This window comes from Bifidobacterium pseudolongum subsp. globosum (assembly GCF_004155535.1).
Classification (GTDB): domain Bacteria; phylum Actinomycetota; class Actinomycetes; order Actinomycetales; family Bifidobacteriaceae; genus Bifidobacterium; species Bifidobacterium pseudolongum_C.
This window is the reverse complement of record NZ_RYUH01000006.1, coordinates 55,897-80,386: the sequence shown is the minus strand read 5'-3', so window position 1 is coordinate 80,386 and position 24,490 is coordinate 55,897. Positions and strand designations below refer to the sequence as shown.

Annotated in this window: 21 protein-coding genes; 2 read left to right on the top strand and 19 right to left on the bottom strand. The window is 64.5% G+C overall.

Going from position 1 to position 24,490, the window contains the following annotated elements; all coding sequences use genetic code 11:
* Positions 1-55: 55 nt before the first annotated feature.
* The gene (locus PG2093B_RS01915; RefSeq protein ID WP_129896907.1) at positions 56-973 is read left to right on the top strand and encodes a metal ABC transporter solute-binding protein, Zn/Mn family; all 918 of its coding nucleotides are present in this window, start codon (positions 56-58) and stop codon (positions 971-973) included.
* A 443-nt stretch (positions 974-1,416) separates the two neighbouring features.
* On the opposite strand, the gene PG2093B_RS01910 is transcribed toward PG2093B_RS01915, so the two are convergent.
* The 18 genes from PG2093B_RS01910 to PG2093B_RS01825 all read right to left on the bottom strand — a co-directional run bounded on the left by PG2093B_RS01910 (position 1,417) and on the right by PG2093B_RS01825 (position 22,575).
* A complete protein-coding gene (locus PG2093B_RS01910; protein ID WP_129896906.1) occupies positions 1,417-2,814 on the bottom strand; it encodes an NCS2 family permease in 1,398 nt (465 codons plus the stop codon).
* A 191-nt stretch (positions 2,815-3,005) separates the two neighbouring features.
* Entirely contained in the window at positions 3,006-3,785 is a 780-nt protein-coding gene (pstB, locus tag PG2093B_RS01905) for a phosphate ABC transporter ATP-binding protein PstB (RefSeq protein ID WP_129896905.1), read from the bottom strand.
* A gap of 15 nt (positions 3,786-3,800) precedes the next feature.
* Complete coding sequence (gene pstA, locus PG2093B_RS01900; RefSeq protein ID WP_165369676.1) at positions 3,801-4,796, bottom strand: phosphate ABC transporter permease PstA; 996 nt, start codon at positions 4,794-4,796, stop codon at positions 3,801-3,803.
* On the bottom strand, positions 4,793-5,764 hold the full coding sequence (pstC, locus tag PG2093B_RS01895; protein ID WP_129896904.1) for a phosphate ABC transporter permease subunit PstC: 972 nt from the start codon (positions 5,762-5,764) through the stop codon (positions 4,793-4,795). Before pstC (PG2093B_RS01895) ends, pstA (PG2093B_RS01900) begins: the two co-directional genes overlap by 4 nt.
* 6 nt (positions 5,765-5,770) lie before the next feature.
* Positions 5,771-6,895 carry a phosphate ABC transporter substrate-binding protein PstS gene (gene pstS / locus PG2093B_RS01890; protein WP_129896903.1) on the bottom strand — a complete coding sequence of 375 codons (1,125 nt, stop codon included), beginning with the start codon at positions 6,893-6,895 and terminating at the stop codon, positions 5,771-5,773.
* A gap of 226 nt (positions 6,896-7,121) precedes the next feature.
* Positions 7,122-7,901 carry a phosphate ABC transporter ATP-binding protein PstB gene (gene pstB, locus PG2093B_RS01885; protein WP_129896902.1) on the bottom strand — a complete coding sequence of 260 codons (780 nt, stop codon included), beginning with the start codon at positions 7,899-7,901 and terminating at the stop codon, positions 7,122-7,124.
* A gap of 44 nt (positions 7,902-7,945) precedes the next feature.
* The gene (gene pstA / locus PG2093B_RS01880) at positions 7,946-8,950 is read right to left on the bottom strand and encodes a phosphate ABC transporter permease PstA (RefSeq protein ID WP_129896901.1); all 1,005 of its coding nucleotides are present in this window, start codon (positions 8,948-8,950) and stop codon (positions 7,946-7,948) included.
* A complete protein-coding gene (pstC, locus tag PG2093B_RS01875) occupies positions 8,950-9,927 on the bottom strand; it encodes a phosphate ABC transporter permease subunit PstC (RefSeq protein WP_129896900.1) in 978 nt (325 codons plus the stop codon). The genes pstA (PG2093B_RS01880) and pstC (PG2093B_RS01875) overlap by 1 nt, the downstream gene beginning before the upstream one ends.
* A gap of 5 nt (positions 9,928-9,932) precedes the next feature.
* Entirely contained in the window at positions 9,933-11,048 is a 1,116-nt protein-coding gene (locus tag PG2093B_RS01870) for a phosphate ABC transporter substrate-binding protein PstS (RefSeq protein WP_129896899.1), read from the bottom strand.
* A gap of 86 nt (positions 11,049-11,134) precedes the next feature.
* Entirely contained in the window at positions 11,135-11,839 is a 705-nt protein-coding gene (locus PG2093B_RS01865) for a response regulator transcription factor (RefSeq protein ID WP_129896898.1), read from the bottom strand.
* Complete coding sequence (locus PG2093B_RS01860) at positions 11,836-13,011, bottom strand: sensor histidine kinase (protein ID WP_129896897.1); 1,176 nt, start codon at positions 13,009-13,011, stop codon at positions 11,836-11,838. Before PG2093B_RS01860 ends, PG2093B_RS01865 begins: the two co-directional genes overlap by 4 nt.
* 42 nt (positions 13,012-13,053) lie before the next feature.
* Positions 13,054-13,749, bottom strand: a complete 696-nt coding sequence (gene mtnN, locus PG2093B_RS01855) for a 5'-methylthioadenosine/S-adenosylhomocysteine nucleosidase (RefSeq protein ID WP_129896896.1) — start codon at positions 13,747-13,749, stop codon at positions 13,054-13,056.
* A 26-nt stretch (positions 13,750-13,775) separates the two neighbouring features.
* A complete protein-coding gene (locus PG2093B_RS01850; RefSeq protein ID WP_129896895.1) occupies positions 13,776-15,020 on the bottom strand; it encodes a 3-deoxy-7-phosphoheptulonate synthase in 1,245 nt (414 codons plus the stop codon).
* A 57-nt stretch (positions 15,021-15,077) separates the two neighbouring features.
* Entirely contained in the window at positions 15,078-17,144 is a 2,067-nt protein-coding gene (locus PG2093B_RS01845) for an acyltransferase family protein (protein ID WP_129896894.1), read from the bottom strand.
* A 39-nt stretch (positions 17,145-17,183) separates the two neighbouring features.
* Entirely contained in the window at positions 17,184-18,317 is a 1,134-nt protein-coding gene (locus PG2093B_RS01840) for a 3-deoxy-7-phosphoheptulonate synthase (protein WP_129896893.1), read from the bottom strand.
* Between the two features lie 167 nt (positions 18,318-18,484).
* On the bottom strand, positions 18,485-19,822 hold the full coding sequence (locus PG2093B_RS01835; protein ID WP_431520204.1) for a C1 family peptidase: 1,338 nt from the start codon (positions 19,820-19,822) through the stop codon (positions 18,485-18,487).
* A gap of 338 nt (positions 19,823-20,160) precedes the next feature.
* Complete coding sequence (locus PG2093B_RS01830; protein ID WP_242502778.1) at positions 20,161-21,756, bottom strand: cell division protein; 1,596 nt, start codon at positions 21,754-21,756, stop codon at positions 20,161-20,163.
* A 135-nt stretch (positions 21,757-21,891) separates the two neighbouring features.
* Entirely contained in the window at positions 21,892-22,575 is a 684-nt protein-coding gene (locus PG2093B_RS01825; protein WP_129896891.1) for a pyroglutamyl-peptidase I, read from the bottom strand.
* A gap of 79 nt (positions 22,576-22,654) precedes the next feature.
* Here PG2093B_RS01825 and PG2093B_RS01820 point away from each other — a divergent pair, with 79 nt between their 5' ends.
* A complete protein-coding gene (locus PG2093B_RS01820; RefSeq protein ID WP_165369675.1) occupies positions 22,655-23,536 on the top strand; it encodes a restriction endonuclease in 882 nt (293 codons plus the stop codon).
* 189 nt (positions 23,537-23,725) lie between these two features.
* Here PG2093B_RS01820 and PG2093B_RS01815 read toward each other — a convergent pair whose 3' ends face one another.
* Entirely contained in the window at positions 23,726-24,472 is a 747-nt protein-coding gene (locus PG2093B_RS01815; RefSeq protein ID WP_129896889.1) for an IspD/TarI family cytidylyltransferase, read from the bottom strand.
* Positions 24,473-24,490: the final 18 nt, after the last annotated feature.

Below are 24,490 nucleotides of genomic sequence, written 5' to 3'. Positions count from 1 at the left end.
GTACAGACGTAGACACGCAACCGAACACCAGCACCGAACAGTGAAGGAAGCACTTATGAACACATGGATTCGCCGGGCGTTCGCCGCACTCACCGCCATCGTATTGGCGGCCAGCGTGGCGGCGTGCTCCGGCCAAAGCGAAGCTTCGCCATCCGCGTCGAGCACGGCAGACAAAGACGGCGTGATCACCGTGATCGCCGCCTCGAACCAGTGGGGTTCGCTCGCGAAGGAACTGGGCGGGTCGTACGTGGACGTCACGTCGATCCTCAACAACACGAGCACCGACGCGCATGATTACGAGCCGACGTCCAACGACATCTCGAAATTCCAGCACGCACAGGTCGCGATCGTCAACGGCGCCGGCTATGACGAATGGGCGGTCAAAGCGGCCGAGCAGTCCAAGGCGATCGTGATCGACGCCGCGGACGAAGGCGGCAAGAAGACCGGGGACAACCCGCACGTGTGGTTCTCATCCGACGTGCGCGTGAAGACGGCCGACGCGATCACCGCCGCGTACGAAAAGATCATGCCCGAGCACAAGGCGCAGTTCCAGGCGCTCAATGAGAAGTGGCAGGCCGCCGAAGACAAGCTCGAGGAACAGCTCGCCACCGTGGCGCAGGCCGACGACGCCATGCCGTACGCCGCCACGGAGTCGGTGGGCGAATACCTGGCCGACGACATGGGGCTCAAGGATGTGACGCCGAAGGGCTACAAGCAGGCCGCCGCGAACGAGAGCGAGCCAACGCCGTCCGACATCAAGCAGTTCACCGACCTGCTCAAGAAGGGCGACGCGAAGATGCTGATCATCAACTCGCAGGAGCCGAGCGACATGACCGACCAGCTCATCTCCGCCGCGGACTCCGGCAATGTGCCCGTGGTCGATATGACCGAGCAGATGCCTTCCAACTACAAGGGCCTGCACGAGTGGATCACCGAGATCATCGACCAGATGCAAGCCACGCAGAAGAAGTGAGCACTGCCGCTAGCTCACTCCCTCCAGACTGCCCGTAGCCAAATACGGGCAGTCTTTATATGTTGCAAGCCTCTCCTCCCCTCCCTGCTACGGGTAGTGCTTTCTTCGCTACGGGTAGTGTTTTTCCGGGTAAGCACTACTCAAAAAACCGCTATTTCTCAACGATTTTGGAGCGAAAGCACGGGTAGAAGCACTACCCGTAGCCACAGAAGCACTACCCGTAACAATAAGGAAGATGCATCACAAAGATGGTACACCAAAAGAGGTGTGGGGCGGTACACCAAAAAGGCGGCACACCACAAGGGGGCACAGCAGGGGGCACAGCAGGGGGCACAGCACAAGGGGGCACAGCACAAGGGGGCACAGCACAAGGGGGCACAGCACAAGGGTGGTGTACATGGACATTCCATGTACACCACCCTTGCGGTTGGGGGCAGACCTGGCTACTGCAGGATGGCCATGCACACGAAGTCGAGGATGAAGAGGGCGGAGACGATCCAGACGATCGGATGCACTTCGCTCGCCTTCTTGCGGCACACCTTGACGATGCAGTACGTAATGAAGCCAGCGGCGATGCCGTAGCTGATCGAGTACGCGAACGCCATGAACACCGAGGCGAAGAACGCCGGGATCGCCTCGCTGATGTCGTCCCAACGAACTTCCTTGAGCGAGGCCGCCATCATGCAGCCGACGATGACGAGCACGCCGGCCGTGGCCGCGCTCGGCACGGCGGAGACGACCGGGGCGAAGAAGATCGACAGCGCGAAGAACAGCGAGACGAAGACCGAGGTGAGGCCGGTGCGGCCGCCCGCGGCGATGCCGGCGGACGATTCGACGTACGTAGTGGTGTTCGACGTGCCGAAGATCGCGCCGATCGACGTGGCCACGGAGTCGGCGAAGAGCGCCTTGTCCATCTTGGTCTTGAAGCCGGAGCCGTTCTCAGCCGATTCCTCGTCGGCCTTCGAGAAGATGCCGGTGCGGCGGCCGGTGCCGATGAACGTGCCCAGCGTGTCGAACACGTCGGACATCGAGAACGCGAAGATCGTGACGAGCACGAGCGGCAGACGCCCTGGGTTCGAGAAGAGCGAACCGAAGCCCTCGCCGGTGAACAGCGCGCCGAATGTCTGCGGCAGCTGGCCGAACGCGTCGCCGATCGAGATCGAGTTGTTCATCGTGGTCAGGCCCATCGGGATGCCGATGACCGTGGTGATGACGATGGCGAGCAGCATGCCGCCCTTGATCTTGAGGATCGTGAAGACGATGACGAGCAGCAGACCGATGAGGAACAGCCACAGCGTGGGGCTGTTGAGCGTGGCGAGGCCCGGCGTGGCGCCGGTGGACAGGCCCTTGCCGGCCGACTCGGCGTCTTTCGTGGAGAACGTGATGAGGTCCACGTTGAGCAGGCCCACGTATGCCACGAACAGGCCGATGCCGCCGCCGATCGCGTGCTGCAGTGCATCGGGGATGGCGCGGATGATCATCTGGCGCACCTTGGTGACCGTGATGAGGATGTTGATCAGACCGCACAGGAATACCATGCACAGCGTCTCCTGCCACGTGAAGCCGAGGCCGAAGCAGACGGTGTAGGTGAAGAACGCGTTGAGGCCCATGCCCGGAGCGAGCGCATACGGCACGTTCGCGAACAGGCCCATGACGAGCGTGCCGACGATGGACGCGATGATGGTGGCGAGGAAGACGCCGCCCCACGGCATGCCGGTCTGCGAAAGGATCTGCGGGTTGACGATGATGATGTAGGACATCGCAAAGAACGTGGTGAGGCCGGCCATGAACTCGGTCGACACGGACGTGCCGTTCTCTTTCAAATGGAAAAACTTCTCCATGGAAACCTGTTTTTTCTTCTCGTGAAACCTTCGTTGTTGATGCCCGCCCGAGGGCGGAACAGCACGAAGCTACCACGCGAATGTGTTCGGGATGTTGCCGACCCGCGGCGACGCACATCGAACACTACGACCGAAGCGAACAAACAGGCACTCTGACGGGCTGACACACAGGCCCGGCGTATCAACCCCGATCAGCCGAAGTGGCCGGAGACGTAGCGTTCCGCCTCTTCGTTCTGCGGGTTGTTGAACATCGTGGCGGTGTCGGCGAAGTACTCGAGGTGACCGGGTTGCCCCACCGCCTTGAGGTTGAAGAACGCCGTGTAATCGGCGATGCGTGCCGCCTGCTGCATGTTGTGCGTCACAATCACAATCGTGTAGTCCTGCTTGAGTTCCTCGATCAGGTCTTCCACCGCGAGCGTCGAAATCGGGTCAAGCGCCGAACACGGCTCGTCCATGAGCAGCACGGTGGGGTGCACGGCCACGGCGCGCGCGATGCACAGGCGCTGCTGCTGGCCACCCGACAACCCCACGCCGGGATGGCCCAAACGGTCCTTGACCTCGTTCCACAGGTTCGCGCCGCGCAACGCCCACTCCACAAGGTCATCGGCGTCCGACTTCGTGATCTTCCGGTTGTTGAGGCGCACGCCCGCGAGCACATTCTCGCGGATTGACATGGTGGGGAACGGGTTGGGCCGCTGGAAGACCATGCCGATGTCACGGCGCACGGCCACCGGATCCACGTCTTTCGCATACAGGTCGCGCCCTTCGAGCAGCACCTCGCCCGTGCAGTGCGCGCCCGGCGTGATCTCATGCATGCGGTCGAGCGTGCACAACACGGTCGACTTGCCGCAACCGGACGGCCCGATGAACGCGGTGACCTTGTTGGCGGCGATGTTGATGTTGACGTCCTCTACCGCGAGGAAGTCACCGTAGTAGATGTTGAGATGGTTGACATCAATCTGTTGTCCCATGGCGGGGAGTTCCTTTCAGCGTTCGGTGCTGACCGAACAGATCTTCGCGACGAGTCTGCCGATGAGGTTGAGGACGAGCACGATGACGATGAGCACGAGCGCGGCGGACCACGCGCGCTCCATCGGGATCGTCGTCACACATGACGCGCCGGCGTTCGGCGGGCAGTTCGCGGTGAGTTTCGAATATTCCTGGTACACGTACACCGGCAAAGTCGTCATCTGCCCGCTGAATAGGTTCACGTTCGTCGAGACGATGTAGCCTGCCGTCATGAGCAGTGGCGCGGTCTCGCCGATCACGCGCGCGACGGCGAGGATCGAACCGGAGACGATGCCGGGCAGCGCGGTGCGCAACACGACCTTGGTGATGGTGCGCTGCTTGGTCACGCCCAATGCGAGGGACGCCTCGCGCAGCTCGTTCGGCACGATCCTGAGCATCTCCTCCGAGGATTTGCACACCGTGGGCAGCATGAGCAGCGCGAGCGCGACTGACCCTTCGACCCCGTTGAACGTGCCGGGACCGCACACGATCGCGAAGAGCGAGAGTGCGAAGAGGCCCGCGACGATCGACGGGATGCCGCTCATGACGTCCACGAGCAGGCGGATCGTCTTGGCGAGCCGGCCGTCTTTCGCGTATTCGATGAGGTACACGGCGCACATGACGCCGATGGGGATGGAGATGGCCATCGCGCCGAGCGTGATCTCCAACGTGCCGATGATCGCGTGCAGCACGCCGCCATAGCCGCCGACGACCGTGGGGTTGCCGCCGATGACGCCGGTCATGTTGTGGGTGAGGAACCCGACGTTGAGACGTTTCGCGCCATTGGCCACCGTGGTCCACAGCAGTGAGACGAGCGGGATCGTGGCGACCACGAACGTGGCCGTGAACAGGACCCGCATGATCTGGTCCTTGCGTGCGCGCGCCTTGGCCGTGGAGCGCGACGTCTTGAATGCGTCGATGTCGGGGATCATGTGCTGCGTGTCGAGCAGTGCGCCGTGATCGATTGTCGTCATAAGGTTGCCTTCCGTGTCAGTCTGCGCGCCGCGTAATTCACGCCGAACGTGATCGCGAAGAGCACCAGTCCAGTCGCGATGAGCACGCTGACGCCCAGATTGTTCGCCTCCGCGTATTGCGCGGCGATGTTCGCGGCGATGGTCTGGTCTTTGGACGCTTCGAGCAGGTTGAACGAATAGCCGAATCCCGGGGACAGGATCATGAGCACGGCCATCGTCTCGCCGAGCGCACGACCCAGGCCGAGCATCGAAGCGGATATGATGCCGGATCTGCCGAACGGCAGCACCGCGAGCTTGATCGTCTCCCACTTCGTCGCGCCGAGCGCGAGCGCCGCCTCCTGGTGCAGCCACGGCGCCTGCATGAACACGTCGCGCGTCATCGAAGTGATGATCGGCAGGATCATGACGGCCAGCACGAGCGCGACGGTGGCGACGGTGCGCGGCGGATTGGCGGCGGGGCCGGCGAACAATGGGATCCAGCCCAGATGCTGCGCCGTCCAATCCCAGAACGGGTAAGTGGCCGGCACAAGCACGAGCGCGCCCCACAGGCCGTAGACGACCGAGGGAATCGCGGCGAGCAGATCGACGACGGTGTTGAGGCCGGCGGCGAGGCGCCGTGGCGCGTACTGCGAGATGAAGATCGCGATGCCGATGGAGACGAAGAACGCGATGGCAAGCGCGAGCGCGGCGACGAGGACCGAACCGAAGAGGAGCGGCCCGACGTAGTGCACGAACGAGTCGAACCGGCCGCCAGTGAAACTCGCGATGACCTCCTGGGTCGCGCTGCGCGGACCGGCCACGGCGGGCCATGCGCGCATGAGCAGGAAGACGGCGACCGCGGCGAGCAGGCCGAGGATCAACAGCCCGCTGCCGTAGGCCGCCCCTTTGAACAGACGGTCGGCCATGGCCCCGTTGGCGCGCCGGAGCGCGTCATTGTGCCGTTCGCTGGTACGGGTCGTACTGGTCATGGTGCGTCAGCCGACCTTGATCTGATCGATCGACGCCGTGATCTTGCCCGCCAGGTTGCTTGGCAATGGTGCGGTGCCGGCGGCGTCCTGCGCGGCCTTCTGCCCTTCGGCGCTGGTGACGTAGGTGAGCCACGCCTTGGCGAATGTCGCGTCCTTGGACTCCTTGTACGCGGGGCACACGATGTCGTACGAGACGAGCACGATCGGGTACGCGCCGGTGGCCGCGGTCTTGTGGTTGATGTCGACGACGATACGGTTGTCACCGTCGACGCTGGTGTCGACCGGCGAATCCGCGATGACCTTCGACGCGGCACTGGCCGATATGGGCGTGTAGTCGCCGCCCACCTTGACGGCGACCGTCCCCAGGTCGCCCACCTGCGAGAAGTCGGCGTAGCCGATGGTGCCGTTGGCCTGCTTGATCGTGGAGACGACGCCGGATGTGCCCTTGGCGCCCTGCCCCACTTCGTTCGGCCAGTTCTCGGAAAGGTCGTGGGGCCACGCGCTTGGGGCCACGTCTTTGAGGTAGCTGACGAAGTTGAGCGTCGTGCCCGACTTGTCAGAACGATGGACCACGGTGATGGTGAGGTTGGGCAGGTCGAGCCCCGGGTTCTGTTCGGTTATCGCCGGGTCGTTCCATCGGGTGATTTCGCCGTTGAAGACCTTCGCGATGGTCGCGGCGTCCATGTTGACGTGCTTGCCCGCGGTGGAGATGCCGTCGAGGTTGAATGCCACGGCGATCGGGGAGACATAGACGGGCACATCGAACGCGGTGCCCGACGCGCATACGCTCTTCGACCGTTCGACCTCCTCGGCGCTCAATGCCTTGTCGGAGCCCGCCCAGACGGTCGAGCCGGTCAGGAATGTGCTCACGCCCGCACCCGAACCGGACGGGTTGTAGGCGACGGTGGCGTTGGGCGCCTGGGAACGGAACCCTTCGATCCATGCTTCGACGGCCGTCTGTTGGGATGACGCGCCGGCGCCGGCGTATTCACCGGTGAGCGATGCGACGCCATCCTTCGTGGCCGATGTGCTTTCCGAGGCGGCGGTGTTGTCTCCGCAGGCCGCGAGGGAAGCGAGCAGACCTACGCCGCATACCGCGGCGAGCGAACGGGTCACCATGTGGTTGTTCATGAGCTGTGTGTTCTCTTTTCAAGACGTCGACGAAACCACCTGATTTCGTCTGGTTGTGCATTACACTCCCAGCGTAAAACCGCGTGGTGGTGCCGAAAACCAGTTCAGGTGAACACACGGTGAACAGTCGGACAACGTTGTGGGGCACGCCCGCGTATGCGCCGTCCCGATACAAAAAATCGGGGCCCTCCCTTGGAAGACCCCGATGCATGGACTTGCGTGCGGATCAGCCGAAGCGGCCCGACACGTAGCGTTCCGCCTCTTCGTTCTGCGGGTTGTTGAACATCGTGGACGTGTCCGCGAAGTACTCCAGGTGCCCGGGCTGGCCCACCGCCTTGAGGTTGAAGAACGCGGTATAGTCGGCCACACGCGCCGCCTGCTGCATGTTGTGCGTCACAATCACAATCGTGTAGTCCTGCTTGAGTTCCTCGATCAGATCCTCCACCGCGAGCGTCGAAATCGGGTCAAGCGCCGAACACGGCTCGTCCATGAGCAGCACCTGCGGGTGCACGGCCACGGCGCGCGCGATGCACAGGCGCTGCTGCTGGCCACCCGACAGGCCGATGCCCGGATTGTCCAAACGATCCTTGACCTCGTTCCACAGGTTCGCGCCGCGCAACGCCCACTCCACAAGGTCATCGGCGTCCGACTTGGAGATCTTCCGGTTGTTGAGCGCGACGCCGGCGAGCACGTTCTGCCTGATCGACATGGTGGGGAACGGGTTGGGCCGCTGGAAGACCATGCCGATGTCACGGCGCACAGCCACCGGGTCGACATCCGGGGCGTACAGGTTCTGCCCTTCGAGCAGCACCTCGCCCGTGCAGTGCGCGCCCGGCGTGATCTCATGCATGCGGTCGAGCGTGCGCAACACGGTCGATTTGCCGCAACCGGACGGCCCGATGAACGCCGTCACCTTGTTCGCGGCGATGTGCAGATTGACATCCTCCACCGCGAGAAAACTACCGTAGTAGATGTTGAGATGATTGACATCAATTTGCTGTCCCATACATTCTTTCCTTGCTGTTCAGACGATTGTGAAGGGCTTGCCGTCTATTTCTTCTTCGGCGCGAACACTTTCGCGACGATCCTGCCGATGAGGTTGAGGACGAGCACGATGACGATGAGCACGAGCGCGGCGGACCACGCGCGCTCCATCGGGATCGTCGTCACACATCCGCTTGCGGCGTCCGCCGGGCAGTTCGCGCGGTACTTCGAATACTCCTGGTACACGTACACCGGCAGCGTCGTCATCTCGCCGCCGAACAGGTTCGCGTTCGTCGAGACGATGTACCCGGCCGTGATGAGCAGCGGCGCCGTTTCGCCGATGACGCGAGCGATCGCGAGGATCGACCCGGAGACGATGCCCGAAAGCGCGGTGCGCAACACGACCTTGGTGATGGTGCGCTGCTTGGTCACACCGAGAGCGAGCGACGCCTCACGCAGGTCGTTCGGCACGATCTTGAGCATCTCCTCGGTGGTCTTCACCACGGTCGGGATCATGAGCAGCGACAGCGCGACCGACCCCTCGAACCCGTTGAGCGTGCCCGGCCCCACGAGGATCGCGAACATCGAATAGGCGAAGAGGCCAGCCACGATCGACGGGATGCCGCTCATGACGTCCACGAGCAGGTGAATGGTGCGCGCGAGTTTCGACCCGCCGGCGTATTCGATGAGGTACACGGCGCACATGACGCCGATCGGGATCGAGATGAGCATCGCGCCGAGCGTGATCTCCAACGTGCCGATGATCGCATGCAGGATGCCGCCATAGCCGCCCGACGGCGTTGGGTTGCCACCGATGACGTTCGTCATGTTGTGGCCCAGGAAATCCCAGTTGAGACGGCGGAAGCCCCGCACAAGCGTCGTCCACAGCACCGAGATGAGCGGGATGAGCGCGACGATGAACGCGAGGATGATAAGCGCGCGCATCGCGATGTCTTTGCGTTTGCGCGCGGCCGTGTACGACCGCGTCGGCTTGAACTTGTCGAAATCGATGACGGGCGCCGCATCCGCCGTCGGCGTGTGTGCGGTGCCGGTGGGGTTCGTCTGGGTCATCACTTCCCCGCTTTCTCGGTGATGCGGCGCGCGAGCAGATTCACCAGGAACGTGATGACGAACAGCACAAGGCCCGTGCCGATGAGCACCGAGACGCCGATGCCGTCAGCTTCCGGGTATTGTGCGGCGATGTTCGCGGCGATGGTCTGGTTCTGCGACGCCTGCAGCAGCTTGAACGAGTATTTGAGGCCGGGAGACAGGATCATGAGCACGGCCATCGTCTCGCCGAGGGCACGTCCCAAGCCGAGCATCGACGCCGAGATGACGCCGGATTTGCCGAACGGCAGCACCGACAGTTTGATCATCTCCCATTTGGTGGCGCCCAGGCCAAGGGCCGCCTCTTCGAGGAGCTTCGGCGTCTGCAGGAAGATGTCGCGGGCGATCGACGTGATGATCGGCAGGATCATGATCGCGAGCACGAGCGCCACGGTCGCCACGGTGCGCGGCGGGTTCGCGGCCGGCCCGGCGAACAGCGGGATCCAGCCGAGGTATTCGGCGATCCAGTTCCAGAACGGGTAGATCGCCGGCACGAGCACGAGGCCTCCCCATAGGCCGTAGATGACCGAGGGGATCGCAGCGAGGATGTCGACGATGTAGCTGAGCACCGCTGCGAGGCGCTTGGGTGCGTAATGCGAGATGAACAGCGCGATGCCGATCGAGACGAAGAACGCGAGCACAAGCGCGAGCGCCGCCACGAGCACGGTGCCGAACAGCAGCGGGCCCACATACCCCCAGAAGCTCTTGGCTTTGCCGCCGGTGAAGTTCTCGATGACCGCGCTGTTCGCCTGCTGGTCGCCGCCGATGAGCGGCCATGCACGGAACAGCAGGAACAGGGCGACCGCCGCGAGGGTGACGAGGATGAGGATGCCGCATGCATAGGCGACGCCGCGGAACACGCGGTCCGCCTTCTGCCCGTTGACCGGTTGCGTCAGCGACGACGCAGCGGGCGATGCTGATGGTTTCGATGCCGTGGACATGGGCCTCACTTCACTTCAATGGCGTCTATCGATGCGCGCACGTATTGGGCGATGTTCTCGGGGAGCGGGGCGGAACCGGTCGCGTTCTTCGCCTGGTCCTGCCCTGCCTTGCCGGTGATGTACCCAAGCCATGACTTTGCGAAACGCGCCGTGTTCTCATCGCGGTAGATGGGGCATGCGATGTCGTACGAGACGAGCACGATCGGGTACGCGCCTGGCTCCGTCGTGGCATGGTTGATGTCCAGAACGACGCGGTTGGCGCCCGGAACGGATTCGTCGAGCTTGGAATCGGCCACGGCCTTCGACGCGGCGTCGGCCGAGATCTCGGTGTACTCGTCGCCGACTTTGACGGCGACGGTGCCCATGTCACCCACCTGCGAAAGGTCGGCGTAGCCGATGGTGCCGTTCGCCTGGTCGATCGTGCTGATGACACCGGAGGTGCCCTTGGCGCCCTGCCCCACATCGTTCGGCCAGTTTTCGGAAAGCTGGTATGGCCAGTCCTTGCCGGCCGTCGCCTTGAGGTATTCGAGCAGGTTGAGCGTCGTGCCGGATTTGTCGGAACGGTGCACCACGGTGATCGGCAGGTCCGGCAGGTCGAGGTCCGGGTTCTGCTTGGCCAGCGTCGGGTCGTTCCAACGCGTGATCTTGCCGTTGAACACCTTCGCGATCGTGGCGGCGTCCATGTTGATGTGCTTGCCCGCGTCGGACACGCCCCGCAGATTGAAGACGATCGCGATCGGCGAGATGTAGACGGGCACATCGAACGCGGTGCTGCCGCTGCACACCTGCTTGGATTCCTCGACCTGCGCGCTGTCGAGCGGTTTGTCGGACCCGGCCCAGACGGTCGCACCCGTCAGGAACGTGACGACGCCCGCCCCGGAACCGGACGGATTGTACGAGATCTTCGCGTCCGGGTTGGTCTTCTGGTAGCCCGCGATCCATGCTTCGACGGCCGTCTGCTGGGATGACGCGCCGGCGCCGGCGAAACTGCCCGAGATCGACGAGGCGTTGGAGACCGGCCGGTCCGACGGATCCGTGTTGTCTCCGCATGCCGCTGCGGCAACGGCGAGCGCCACGCCACACAATGCCGCGAACGCGCGCCGCGCAAGATTGGTATGCATGTGGTTTCCTTTGGTCACGATGCCATTCTATCCGACCACACCAGTGTACGGGAGGACGGCGATGCCGATGGCCGGTGAACATGAACTCAGTGTGAAGGTTCGCCGCTGATCCGGTAGCCGAGCCCGCGCACGGTCGTAAGCATCGACGGGTTCGAGGGATCGTGCTCGATCTTCGCGCGGATGCGTTTGATGTGCACGTCGAGGGTCTTCGTGTCGCCCACATAATTACTGCCCCACACCCGGCCGATGAGCTGCTGCCGGGTCAGCACACGCCCTTTGTTGCGCATCAGGTATTCGAGCACCTCGAATTCCTTGAGTGGGAACGCCGTGAGGACGCCGTTGATGCGCACTTCGTGCGAGGCCACGTCCATGGACACCGGCCCGCAGACGAGTGTCTCATCGGCCACCGGCGCGCTGTTGGACTGCGGCTCGAGGCTGCGGCGTAGCACCGCATGGATGCGCGCGAGCAGCTCACGGAACGAATATGGTTTGGTCACATAGTCGTCGGCCCCGATTTCAAGGCCCACGATCACGTCGTTCTCCGTCGATTTCGCGGTCACCATGATGATGGGCACCGGATGTGTCTCACGGATGCGCCGGCAGAGCGTCATGCCCGATATGCCGGGGAGCATGAGGTCGAGGATGACCAGGTCGAAGGGCATCTCCTCGTAGAGCGCCCACCCTTCCTCACCACTTGCGGCGCCATGCGCCTCGTAGCCTTCGCGCGCCAGTTGGAAGAGCAGCGGCTCAAGGTAGGACGGCTCGTCTTCGACGACGAGTATGCGTGTCATCGTTCATGCTCCTTGTCCATGTTGCCGGCGGTGCCGGCGAGCGGCAGCGCCACGGTGAAGGTCGAGCCTTCGCCGGGCTTCGACCACACGTCTATCGTGCCACCGTTGGCGCGGATATGGTGGTTCGCGATCGACAATCCGAGACCGGTGCCTCCCGTGAGGCGCGAGCGTGCCGGGTCGACGCGGTAGAACCGTTCGAAGATGCGCCCCTGCAGCGGCTGCGGGATGCCGACGCCATGGTCGATGACGCGGATGCGCACATGGCCATCCGCCTGTGTGATGTCGACGGTCACGTCGCTGCGCTCTGGCGAATAGTTGATCGCGTTCTCCACGAGGTTCTTGAGAGCGATGTGCACAGCGGTGGCATCCACGCACACGGCGAGCGGCCGGCCCCCGGCACCGTCGCGCATGCGCACATCCGTATGCCGTGCGGCGGCGGTCACCTCGGTGTCGGCGATGGCGCCGTGCACCAGGTCGCGCGCGTCGACCGCCTGTTTCGGCCGGTCGCCGGTGCCCTGCATGCGCCCCAGTTCGATGAGCCTGCGCACCAGCCCGTCGAGCCGTTGCGCCTCCATGCCGATGCGGCCTGCGAAATGCCGGATCATCTCCACGTCATCGCCCGCGTCGGCGATCGTCTCGCTGAGCAGCATGATCGCGCCGACCGGCGTCTTCAGTTCGTGGGACACGTTCGTCACGAAGTCGCGGCGCATGCGGTCCACGCTCCGCCGGTAGCCGGTGTCGGTGCACACCACGGCCACGCGGCATGCGGATATCGGCTGCGCGGTCACGGCGATATGCCGCGCCTGTGGTCCCCCGTCGAGTTCGATGTCCGCATGCACCGGCTCGCGGCCTTCCACGGCGCTGGCGATGAGCCCGCGGACGCCATCGTCGGTCAGACGGCCGTCGAACACGAGGCCATGCTCCGCGGCCGCGGTGTTCGACACGATGACGTTGCCATGCACGTCGGTGATGATGACGGACTCCCCGAGCATCGCGAGCATGCGGCGCTCGCCATCGACGGCGTCCGGGTCGGCGACGCCATCGAACAGGGCGGCCACGCTTGGTGACCGGTCTCGTTCACGCGCGCGCCCCGCCTGATAGGCGATGAGGGACGCGACGAGCACCACGAGCAGGGCCGCACCGAGCACGGCCACGATTCCTACCGCCGGCATATCGCGCTCCCCCTTCTCGTTCGCATTGCGCGCGACGCCTGGCTACATGCGCCGCAGCATCGTGACGGCGATGTGCGCGGCGGTGTCGGCGTATTCGGAGATGTCGAAGTCGCGGAACTCCTCGTAATCAGTGTCCGCGTTGTCGCTCATCGCGCGGATCACGAGCGCCGGCACGTCGTTGCGCGCGGCCACATGCACGACTGCCGCGCCTTCCATCTCCACCGCGTCGGCGTGCGTGAGGCTGATCACGCGTTCGATCTGCTCGGGCGAATCCACGAAGTAATTGCCCGAGGCGATGACGCCGGTGATGTGGTTGATGCCCATCTCGCTCAGTACATTCTCGGCGAGCGCGATCAGCTGCGGGTCGGAGTGGAACTCCGGGGTGCCGGGCTTCCACTGGCCCACGAGGCGCATGTCGGTGTCGAGGTAGCGCAGCGTGCCGCCGAGCACGATGTCGTTGACGTGCAGTTCGGGGTTGAGGTTGCCGGCGATGCCGGAGAAGATCACGGCGTCCGGTTCGGCGCAGTCGATGAGGTATTGCGTGGTGGCCGCGGCGTTCACCAGGCCCATGCCGCCCACCGCGATGACCACGCGCAGCGGCTCGCCGGCGTCCGTGGTGAGTTCGCCGTGCAGCACGGCGAGGCTCGCGCGGTGCTCCTCGCGCACGTTGGTGCACGCGTCGGCGATGTGCGCGGCCTCTTCTTCCAGGGCGCTGATGATGGCGACGGTACGGGTCATGGTTCCTCGATTCGTTGATGGTGCGGTCAGTTCCAGCGGCGGGTGCGCACGGCTTCGGCGAGCTCGTGCAGCAGTTGTTCGGTGACGGGCCAGCTGAGGCATTTGTCGGTGATCGACTTGCCGTAGACGAGCTGGTTGAGCGGCGCGGCCGGCTGGTTGCCTCCTTCGAGGAAGCTTTCCATCATGATGCCGGTGATACCGGGTTCTCCTTGGGCCACGCGCGCGGCGATCTCACGGACCACATGCGCCTGACGCACGTCGTCCTTGCCGGAGTTGCCGTGCGAGCAGTCGATGATCAGACCATGTGCGGCGGCCGAATCGGCGGGCATCTGCGCGCGCACCGCCTCCATGGCCTGCGCGACCGAATCGGCGTCGTAGTTCGGCCCCGAGCTCGACCCGCGCAGCACGACATGGCAGTCGGGGTTGCCGATCGTCTCGACGGCGCAGGCGCGGCCCATGTGGTCGATGCCGAAGAACGTGTGTTGTTGGGCGGCGGCGAAGCAGCCGTTGACCGCGGCCTTGACGGAGCCGTCGGTGGCGTTCTTGAAGCCGATCGGCATCGACAGCCCGCTCGCGAGCTGCCGGTGCACCTGGCTTTCGGTGTTGCGCGCGCCGATCGCACCCCAGCTCACCGCGTCGGAGATGTACTGCGGGCTTGTGGGCTCCAGGAACTCGGTGGCCGCCGCAAGACCGGCGCCGAGCACGTCGAGCAATGTCTTGCGCGCGAGCAGCAGGCCCTTTTGGATGTTGTGGCTGCCGTCGATGTCCGGGTCGTTGATCAGGCCCTTCCACCCCACCGTCGAGCGCGGTTTTTCGAAATAGACGCGCATCACGATGAGCAGTTCGTTCTCGAGTTCGCGGCGCACATGCTCGAGCCGGCGCGCGTAATCGAGCGCGGCGGCCGGGTCGTGCACGGAGCACGGTCCCACAAGCACGAGCAGACGGTCGTCCTGCCCATACAGGCATGCGCGGATCTCGTCACGCGAGGAGGCGACCAGATGGCGTGCACTGGCGTCCAACGGCAGTTCGGAGAGCACCTGCGCGGGCGTGGGCAGCGGATCCAGCTCCATCACACGGCGGTTGATGATGCGGTCGATGCCCACTTCGTCCTCCCACCGCGGCAGATCATGCATGTCGGTGAGGGGATTGCCGCCTTCGGCCACGATCTGGTGCACGGCGTGCAGCTGCTCGGGCGTATACGTGAGCGGCCTGCCTTGCGCGATGGCGCGCGTGTGGTCCTCGAACTGCGGCGTATGCGGGTCGTGTGCCATGCCGTGCTCCTCCTTCGCTGATTGCTGCCTCTACGATAACACCGTGCGCGCGCCGCATCAGTCGTGCGGGCACAGCGCGTTGTACAGCTGCTGCTCGTACGCCTGCGTGCCCAGCTCGTTGGGGTGCGTGCCGTCGTCGTACAGGTATTCGGGGTGGGCGGTGGCGAGCGCGGACCAGTCGATGATCCCCACGTTGGGGTGCGCGGCGGCCACTTGCTGGAACGTGGCGTTCGACGCGGCGGTCCAATCCACCGGCGCGAGCGCCGTGACGAAATACAGCGGCCGGCCCGCGGCGAGCTGCACCACATGCTCGGCCTGTTCGGGCGTGGCGGCGCCGTTCGTGCCGAGCGCGAAGACGATGACCTGCGGGTCCTCGCCACTGCCCAGGAACTGGGCGAGCAGGTCCTCGCCCGTGGCGAACTGCCGGCTCACCGCGCCGTCGATGTGCGCCTGCGGGAAGTGCTGTTGCAGCGTCTGCGCCACGCCCGCCGTGACCGAATCGCCGATCATGAGCATGCGCACGCTGCACTGCTGCGCGGCGGCGTCGCACTGCCAGCGCGAGGGGTCGAGGTTGTTGGGTACCTTGAGCGCGCTCACCTGCGGTTGCGCGGTTTGCGTGGGCGAGGCGGATGACGGCTGCTGCGGCTGCGGGGTCTGTGTGGCGAGTTGTTTGCGCGCCTGTTCGGCCGTGAGCGCGAGTTCGGGGCGCAGCTGCACGGCGCGCGCGTGGGCGATCGCCTGCCAGTTGAGCGGCAGCATGAGCACCAGCACGGCCAGCACGCCGGCGACGATGCCCACCACGGCGCCCGGGCGCAGGCGTGCGGTGAGCGTGGCGAAACGCCCGCCCGCTATGCCGATCGCACGCACGGCGGCATTGCCGGAGGCGGCGAAACGGCGGCCAAGGCGCTCGCCGGCCGTCCCCTGCACGGAGCCATCCGCCGATTGTGCGCGGGTGAGCCACGGCAGCCACGGCGTGCCGCGCATCGCCTCGATGAGCTGGAAGAAGACCTCGCCCACCGCCAGGATGAGCGCGAACTGACCGAGATAGCCCCACCATGGCAGCGGCGTGGTGCGCGTGGCCGGATTGAGCACCACGAGCAGCGGATAATGCACCAGATACAGCGAGAACGAACGCGAGCCGATGTAGCTGCACACCTTGGCGCCCATCGCGCGCATGAACACGCCCGAGTGCATGCCTGCCCAGATCATGGCGGCGGCGAGCAGCGCGAACAGCAGATAGCCGCCGCAGTAGAGCCACGCCGACTGCGGGTCGACGACGGCGAAGCAGACGCAGAACACCACGAGCAGCGCGAAACCGAGCGCGTTGACGAGCTGCTGGCCGGTGACGCGCAGTTCGCGCCCGCGCACATGCACCGTGCGGCTGAAGAACTGCCAGCGCGGCGGGTCGTGTGCGAACTCGTCGTCCTGGCGGCCCGCGCGCCGGTGCATCAGCACGGCGAGCGCGGCGCCGACGAGCAGTTCGGCGGCGCGCGTGTCGAGCCCGTAGTAGATGCGCGAGGTGTCTTGCCCGGGCGTGTACAGCAGCAGCATCTCGAGCGACGACGCCAATGCGAGCGCGCCGATGACGGCCGCACGCGCGACGCGCGAACGACAGAGTTGGAAGATCAGCACGAACAGCAACGGCCACAGCACATAGAACTGCATGATGAGGCTCGTGAACCACAGGTGCGTCAGTGGCGAAGGCAGGCCGGCCGCTTGGAAATACGAGAGTTTGCGGAAGATGAACGACCAGTTGCTGTAGAACAGCGCGCTTGGCAGCGCGTCGCCACGCACCTTGGGCAGCAGCGACGGCGCCATGCAGTACACGAGGATCGCCGTGCCCGCGATGGTGGCGAGCACGCTCGGCCAGAGGCGGCGCACACGGCCGCGCAGAAAGTGGGGGTACGAGAAGCGCAGGCGTTCGAACAGGTTGACCATGCTGCGCGTGAGCAGGAACCCGCTGACCACGAAGAACAGCGTGACGCCCAGGAATCCGCCCGGCAGCAGTGAGGGGCGCGTGTGGTAGCCGATCACCCCGATGATCGCGAGCGCGCGCATGCCGTCAAGGACGGCGATATGGCGGCTCGCGGTTGTCGGCACACCGCTCACGACGATTCGCGGCATGATGCCCCCTCAATAGTGGTGTGGATGGTGGTGGTGCGTTCACTCGGCGGTGGCGCGGCGGGTGGCCACGGCGTCGGCGAGCTCGCGCAGCACCTGTTCGGTGCGGTCCCACGGCACGCAGGCGTCGGTCACCGACTGCCCGTAGACGAGCTGGTCGAGCGGGGCCGGGTCCTGATGGCCGCCCACGAGGAAGCTTTCCATCATGATGCCCAGGATGCCGCGTTCGCCGGCGGCCACACGCGAGGCGATGTCTTCGATCACCTGCGCTTCGACCACTTCGTCCTTGCCGCAGTTGCCGTGCGCGGCGTCGATGATGAGGCCGTGGTCGCTCGGGCCGGCCGCCTTCGAGGCCTTGAGGTCGTCGAGGGCGCGGGCCACCGAAACGGGATCGTAGTTGGGGCCACAGCTCGAGCCGCGCAGCACGAGATGGCAGTCCGGGTTGCCCTTCGTTTCGGCCGAGATCACCTGGCCGTCCAAGTTGATGGAGAGGAAGTGGTGTTCGTTGGCGGCGGAGAAGCAGGAGTCGGCGGCCGGCTTGATCGAGCCGTCGGTGGCGTTCTTGAAGCCGATCGGCATGCTCATGCCGCTCGCGAGCTCGCGGTGCACCTGGCTTTCGGTGTTGCGCGCGCCGATCGCGCCCCAGCTGACCAGGTCGCACAGGTACTGCGGGGTGATCGGGTCGAGCCATTCGGTGGCGGCGGGCAGGCCGAGCGAAAGCACGTCGGTGAGCACCTTGCGCGCGAGCCACATGCCTTTGCGGATGTCGAAGCGGCCGTTGAGGTCGGGGTCGTTGATCAGGCCCTTCCACCCGATCGTGGTGCGCGGTTTTTCGAAATAGACGCGCATCACGATCAGCAGGCGGTCGCCCAGTTCGCGGTTGAGCGCGGCAAGGCGCGTCGCGTACTCGTGCGCGGCCTTCGGGTCGTGGATCGAGCAGGGGCCGACGATCGCGAGCAGGCGGTCGTCGCGGCCGTGCAGCACGTCGCGGATCTGGCTGCGCGAGTCGAGCACGAGGTCGCGCATCGCGTCGGTCAACGGCAGTTCCTTGATGAAATAGCGTGGCGCCGGAATCGGGTCGAGCTGGCGTATGTTGACGTCCACGGTCTCGGGGACCACCGCATGCTCGTCGAGCAGTGCGTCCTGCGAACTGTCAGGTCCGCGCAGTGCTGTCATCTGTCTGTCTCCTCTTGTCTGTGCGCCGCGGCGCGCCAGCCGCGCGCGGTCGAAACCGGATACCCAGTGTAAAACAACCCAGTTGACTTGACTACCGGCGTTCCAGAATCTCCACGCGCGCGGGGCGCGGCCGCGTGAAACACGGGGTGAAACCCCATGGGGTGGGCTCAGGCGAGAGCACCCATCGGGTCCCATGCCGGCAGCATCGTGGCCGGCTCGCCGAGCGCCTTGCGGTACTCCTCGGGCAGCATGGCCTTCGGCACCGCCACCTCGAACACGTACTGGTCGAACCAGTCGTCGGCCATCGTGAAGTAGCCCTTGTCGGCGATCTTCGTGCCCCACGAGTTCTCCACACGCCAACGTCGGGTCGTCGTGCCGTCGTCGTCCACGTCCACGCCCACGAACGCCATCGCGTGGTTCATCGCGGAGTCGGCGAAGCGCACGCGCTGCTCCTTGTCCATGTCGAAGTCCACGCCGTAGACCTCGCCGTATTCGAACAGGTCGGCGGCCCACGCGCCGTCCTGGCGGTCCATCATCGGGTGGCAGTCGGCGCCGAACCACACCGGGATGCCCTGTTCCACGAGGATCGTGCGCACGCAGTCCTTCATGAACTCGATCGGCACGTTGAGGTATTCGGTCGGGTCGCCGCCCGCCACGTTGCCCAAGTGCTCGATGCCGATCTTCGTGCCCTTCGCGTGCTCCTTGCGCGGGTCGTCGACGAGGCACACATAGCTGTCCAGGTCGGCGCTGCCCACGTACTTGTCCCAGAACTCGACCGGCGTGATCTCGCCGTCGCGGTGGAACACGCCGTCGGCGTCGGTCCACTCCCAGTGGAACGACTTCGGCGGCTCGCCCAAATGGATGGTGAGCATGCGGTGGCCGTCCTCCACCGTGCGTGCGATGATCTCGTCGATCTCGTTCGGGGTGTCCTGCATGTGCGCGACGGCGGTGTGCAGCAGGCGGCGCAGCTGCGTGTTCATCTCCGAGGTGTTCTTCGACGATTCGGTCTCCGGGAAGAGGCTCTTCGGCACGGCGCCGTACTTCTTGTAGATGTTCATGGCCATCGTCCACTGGCCGCCGTCGCCCATCACGTCGTGCAGCATGTGCTGGAACAGGCGCGAGTCGACCGGCTCGCCCGCGCGGATCAGGCCGGCCATGTCCTGCATGAAGTAGTTGATGCGCTCAAGCTTGTCGAAGTACATCGCATAGTTCTGCGAGAATTCGAATTCCTTGAGGTTCATGTTCTTCTTGGCCACGAAGCGCGCCACGTTGAGCGAGCTGAACAGCCAGCAGCGGCCCGAATGGTCCTGGTGCGTGGCCTCGCCGTTGTCCACCACGGTCGAGAACCGGCGCTGCAGCAGGCGTGCGCGGTCGTAGTTGCGCGCCACGTTGTTGATGCCTGCGGTCGTGACCGCGTTCATGGCCATGCGGTTGAACTTGTTGGCGTCGAAGTCGTGGCGCAGGGTGTCGAGTCGGTTGACGGACAGGGGTTCGAGCTGAGGCAAAACGGGTTCCTTTCCATGCATATGGGTGGTGGATCAATACCAATGCACAAGGGTACTCCCATATGTGCGGCTGCGCCCGTGGCTCAGCCGGTGCCCCATGCATGCGCATCACCCCCTTTTTTGCTACGGGTAGTCCCTTCCGCGCTACGGGTAGTGCTTTGCCGGCTCCCATCCCCTTCCAACCCGCCATTTTCCAACGATCATACAAGGAACTTGCCCAAGGAAGCACTACCCGTAGCACAGGAAGCACTACCCGTAGCGTGGAAGGACTACCCGTAGCAAAAAGGTCCGGCCCACGGCGGTGCGTGGGGCCGGACCTTTTGGTACGGGGAATGCGGTCACTGGTCGCTGGACAGCTGGGTGTCGTCGTTGATCGCGCCGTCCTCGTCGTCCACCACCTGGTTGTCGCGCTGGTCGAACACGGGGGCGCCTTCGGAGACCATCGAACGGTCGTTCTCCTGGGCCACGGCGATCACTTCGGTTTCGGCGGCCTGGTCATGGTCGGCGTCCTGCTCGGCGTCAGCGGCCGGCGCATCGAGCGGCGGCACGGTCGGCGCGGCCGCGGGCTGGGCCGGCTCCTCCGCGTTGTCGATCAGCACGTCGTCGTCCTGGTCGCCGTCTGCGGTGTTGTCGCTTTCCACAAACGCGTTGACGACCGACATCGAATCGGTGGAATGCTGGTTGTCCATGCCGAATCCGAAGCCGGCGAACGCGTTGGCGAACATCGAGCGCAGTTCGGAGACGCGCTGCGTGATGTCGGCCTCGCGGCTCTGCAGTTCGCCGATGCGCTTGTGCAGGCCGTCGAGCTCGGTCTGCGCGGCCTTGCGGCGCTCCTCGATCTGCGCGGCGGCCTCGCGGCTCGCCTTGTCGACGATTTCGGCGGCCGTCTTGTCGGCCTCTTTGCGCTTGTCCGCGGCGTACGTGTCGGCGTCTTCGCGGATCTGCTTGGCTTCGGCGATCTGCGCCTCGGCCTCTTCCTTGGCCTGTGCGCGGCGCTCCTCCAAGTGGCCGAGCAGTTCGGAGACCTTCTGCGTGGCCTCGTCCTGCTGGGCGGCGATGTCGGCGCGGATCTGCTCCACTTCCGCGTTCACCTGGCTCATCGTCTTCGTGCGGTTCACTTCGGCGGAATCGGTGATCTCCTGCGCCTGCGACTTCGCGGCGTCGGTGATCTCGCCGGCCTTGCGCTGCGCTTCGGTCATGAGCTTCGACACCTGCTCGCGCACGTCGGCGAGCTTCTTGTTGGCGTCCGCGAGCGCCGATTCGATCTGGTCGTTCGTCTCGCTCTTGAGGCGCGTGATCTCCTCGTTCGCGCTCTTGCGCTGCTGCGCGATCGCGGCCGCCGCCTCGGCCTGCTGTTCGGAGAGCTCACGCTCCTGCGTGGCGCGCTCCGAAGCGAGGCGCTTGTTGTGCTCCTCGCGCGAGTTGGTGAGCTCCAGATCGAGTGCCTGACGCTGCTCCTTGACGGTCTTCGCAGTGGACGCGCGCAACTGCGCGGCCTCCTGCTGGGCGCTTGTGATGATCGTCTGCGCCTCGTTCTGCGCGTTCTTGAGCAGCGTGTCCGCCTTGGCCTGCGCGTCGTCGACCAAGTGCTGGGCGTCGAGCTTGGCGTTGTTGATCAGGGTCTGCGACTGGGACTGCGCTTCGACGCGCGCGGATGCGGCGTCTTTCTTGGCGCGCTCGAGCAGCTCCGTGCTCGTCTGCTCGGCCGAGGCGAGCATCTGCTGCGCGTTGGCGCCGAGCGAGGCGAAGGTGTTGTCTGTGCTCGCCTTGCGGTTCTTCTCTTCCTGCAGTTGGGCCTGCAGCTGCAGCACGTTGTCGTCGCCGGCCTTGACCTGCTCACGCAGGCGGTCGATCGTGGTCTGCGCCGCAAGCATCGCTTCGTCCACGCGTTCTTTGTCGTACCCTCGCAGCACGACCGGGAACCGCTCCACCATAGTCGTTTCCTTTCGTTGGCAATTCCCCCACGCACGACTGGTGCATGAGTGCGTCTTCTCTGCACTTTAGCGTACGCCACGCCGCACCACGCGCGGAACTCACATTGAGCGCAACCGCGCGGGCGCCGGCGCGCGCTACGGAATCAGAATGTCGGGGCCCATGGGCCGCTTGTAGTAGCGCGCCGCCTCGCGCACCACGTCACGCCCGGCGGTGATCTGCTGGGCCAGCGGCAGGCCGTGCTGCGGGTGTGGTTGTTCGTTGACGAGCGGCAGGTTGACGAACCCGCACATCGTCGGCCTCGGCTGGCGCGCGGCCCACGCCTGCAGGTGGTAGAACAGCGCGTTGCACACGAACGTGCCGGCGTCCGAGCTGAGGGACGCGGGGATGTCGTCGGCGGCGAACGCGTTGAGGATCGCGCGCAGCGGCAGGCCGGTCCAGTAGGCCGCCGGGCCGTCTGCGTCGATCACGCGGTGCCCGGGGATCACGTTGTCGGCGTCGGGGCGCGTGGTGTCCTTGAGGTTGATCGCGCAGCGTTCGAGCAGGATGCCGCGCGCGGCCTGCTTGAGTCCGGTGGCGATCACGATGTGCGGGTGCACGCGGTCGAGCGTCTCCTTGAGCATGGGCCATGCCTTGCCGAAGCTGACCGGCATGTGCACGGCGTGGATCCGCACATCCACGCCGTGCAGCGGGTCCTCGAAATCGTTGGGATCGACGGCGATGCCCTCTTTGGCGAGCGTGTCGGGCACGATCAGCGCGGGATTGACCGCGATGCCCTCGTACGGGTCGAACCCCGAGATGACAACAGATAGTTTCTCCATGATTCCCCAGTGTAGACGTGCACCTGCCACCAATCATCGGCATGGGGCCACCGGCAGTGGACACATCGGGAGAAAGCGCATGGGCAACCCTTCACCATATGCTCTGTATTATTTTCTTTTCTTCATATTCATTATCATTTTGACACCAATTATTCCTGTATTGATAGAATATATTGACAAAAAAAGAAAAGAAGACAAGCAGAAGCGCTATCGCGAAGAGTTTTACAAGCACTACAAAATACATGTGCCACCAACCATGCTCGTCTACCCCACAACCACGACTCAAGACATTGGCATATTCAGAATGCGCTATCCGGCTTGGGAGAGACGGAACAAAGACGGCACCCACGCCGGGCGATCAAACAATATGCGAATCCATCAGCACTCAAGTGAGTTGTTCATCGGCCAATGGCAATTGGCAGGGAGCAATCCTTTTGTTGTATATAACCTGATACTGCAACTTCGCGCCGCGGGAGTCGCGATCGCATACTGCGCCGAAGAACAGCGAAAACGAGAGGCCATCCTACGCCGAATGAATACACGATACAACACCGGCAGCATCGATGCCATTGTTGAGCAATTCAGCGATGACCCCGTGAAATTTGAACCCTTCTGTGCTGATATGTTCCGGCACCTCGGCTGGCAGGCATCGGTGACACCGCCAAGTCGCGATGGAGGGTTTGACCTTACACTCTGCGATACGAATGGGAACACTTTTATCGCTGAATGCAAATGCTACAACCGCAAGCACCGCATTGGGCGCCACGTTCTCCAGAAACTCCAAGGCGCCAACGCGACACAGCTCGCACAAGGCACCATCTTCATCACGACAAGTGATTTCACAGCCGACGCTATTGCGTATGCACGACAGGTTAATATGCGGCTCATCGACGGCGCAACGCTCATCCGTCAGGACATCATGAGACATATTCCCATCGATATGCAATACCGCTACGGGTAGTGCTTCTTGTGCTACGGGTAGTGCTTTTTGCGGTACCTCTCTGTATGAACCGCCATTTTCCAATGGTTCTACTTGGACGTGGGCGGTAGAAGCACTACCCGTAGCACAAGAAGCACTACCCGTAGCAGAAAAGTGACAAGAATGAATGACTACCGCTTTGCCACGGCAGTCATTCTGCATGGCACCAGTCTAGAGCGCGGGGTCAGCCAGACGACCGGCGATCAGCTGCGCGAACGGCATGTCGTCCTGCGTCGTCACCTTCATGTTGAGCGGAGAACCGCCCACAACCGCCACGGGCTCGTTGGGCAGGTAGTCCACCACCACGCGGGTGTCGTCGGTCGGGCGGAAATCCGGGTCGTCGGCGGCCAGGTCGTAGGCGGTGCGGATCGTCTCGAAACGGAACGCCTGCGGGGTCTGCGCGCGGAACGAATGGCGGCGCTCCGGCACCTGCACCACGGTTTCGCGGTCGCCCAGGTCCTGCGTGAGCAGGATCGTGTCGGTCGACGGGCAGGCCACGGTGGCGGCCTTGAACTCGTCGAGCGCGTCGATGCAGCCGTCGATCTGGGCCTGTGAGACGAAGGGACGCACCGAATCGTGGATGAGCACCTTCGCGTTGGCGGGCACGCCATGGTCGGCGAGCATGCGCAGCGCGGCCTCGGTGCTGTCGGAGCGTTCGGCGCCGCCGCCGATCACAGCCTGCACCTTGGTGTAGCCGGCGGCGGCGATGAGCTGTTCCACCGCCTGGCGCACCTGCGCGTTGACGACGACGAGGATGTCGGTCACACGCGGGTTGCGTTCGAACGCGGCGATGCTCCAGCCGACGATTGGCGTGCCGGCGAGCGAGACGAGTTGTTTGGGATTGGCCGGGTCGAACCGCAGGCCCGAGCCTGCGGCGAGCACCACGGCCACGACCGGGGTGGTCTGTGCGGTGGTCATTGTGATTCCTTACTTAAT